Origin of the sequence: Actinomadura alba (assembly GCF_014323705.1) — a bacterium.
Classification (GTDB): Bacteria; Actinomycetota; Actinomycetes; order Streptosporangiales; family Streptosporangiaceae; genus Actinomadura_C; species Actinomadura_C alba.
Genome location: NZ_JABVEC010000092.1, coordinates 1 through 1,143, shown reverse-complemented (window position 1 = coordinate 1,143; position 1,143 = coordinate 1). Strand labels below are relative to the sequence as shown.

Here is a 1,143-nt window from a genome sequence, read left to right as displayed (position 1 = left end):
CTAGTGGCGCGTCACGCAGCCTTGGCTGCGTAACTGGTCCAGGTGCGGATGGGTGAGTCGGTGGCGAAGCCGGTCTTGGGGCCGCATCGCTGGTTGCGCCAGCGGATGTGGCCGGCGATGGCGGCGTTCTGCTCGGTGTGGGTGCGGTGATCGGTGCCGTTGAGCGCGAAGTAGCGCAGCGCGGCGAACTCGGACTCGATCCAGTTCAACCACGAACTGTAGGTCGGCAAGAACACCAGGTCCACGTCATTGGCCGTCGCCCACTCGCGCACGTTCGGGTGCTTGTGGGGGGAGAAGTTGTCGGTGATCACGTAGAGTCTTTCGCCTGGCCAGCGGGCCCGCAGGGTCTTGAGGAATGACAGGAATTCCATCCATCGTTTGCGCTTGCGGATCCGGTAGAGGATCTTGCCGGTGGCCAGGTCCAGGGCGGCGAGCATGTGCATGACGCCGCTGGTGCGGTTGTAGGTGGCCCGCAGCCGGGCGGGTGAGCCCCGCGGCCGCCAGGACTTGCCCTTGCGCGGCATGAGGTTCAATGGTCCGAATTCGTCCACGCAGACCACTCGCCCGTCCTGGGGCGCATAGTCGTACAGGGCAAGGATCCGCTGCATCTTCGCGAGGAAGTCCGGGTCGTTGGAGGCTTTCCAAGTCGTGGTGGTCTGCCAGCCCACACCCTCGCTCCGCAGGATGCGACGCAGGTGCTCACGGCTGATCGACACCACGACCTTGGCCTTGGCCAGGTGCTCGGCGAGCGTCCTCAGGCTCCAGGTCGAGTGCCCCGTGACGCCCCAGTCGGAGGGGACCGTCTTGGCGATCAGGCAGATTCGCTCACGCGTCGCCTGGCTGATCGTCGGTTGCCGGCCCCCGCTCCATTTTGGGTCGAGCGCACCGAACCCCTGTTCATTGAACGCATGGATCACATCACGCACGTAATCCGCACTGACCTGCATCAATGAGGTGATGTCGGGGACCGATTGGCCTTGGGCGGACATCATCACCACGATCGCCCGCCGCAACTTCACAGGATTCTTCGCGGTCCGGGTGATCCGCTGGATCTTCCGGCCTTCCTCCATCGACAACGCACGCACGAACACCTCGGGTCTGCGAGATCAATTACCCGACCGACGTTGCGTGACACGCCACTAG

1 protein-coding gene is annotated in these 1,143 nt (G+C 64.3%); it reads right to left on the bottom strand.

Annotated elements, in window-relative coordinates; genetic code table 11:
• Window positions 1-11: 11 nt before the first annotated feature.
• Complete coding sequence (locus tag HKK74_RS40680) at window positions 12-1,085, bottom strand: IS630 family transposase (protein WP_312882207.1); 1,074 nt, start codon at window positions 1,083-1,085, stop codon at window positions 12-14.
• Window positions 1,086-1,143 lie beyond the last annotated feature (58 nt).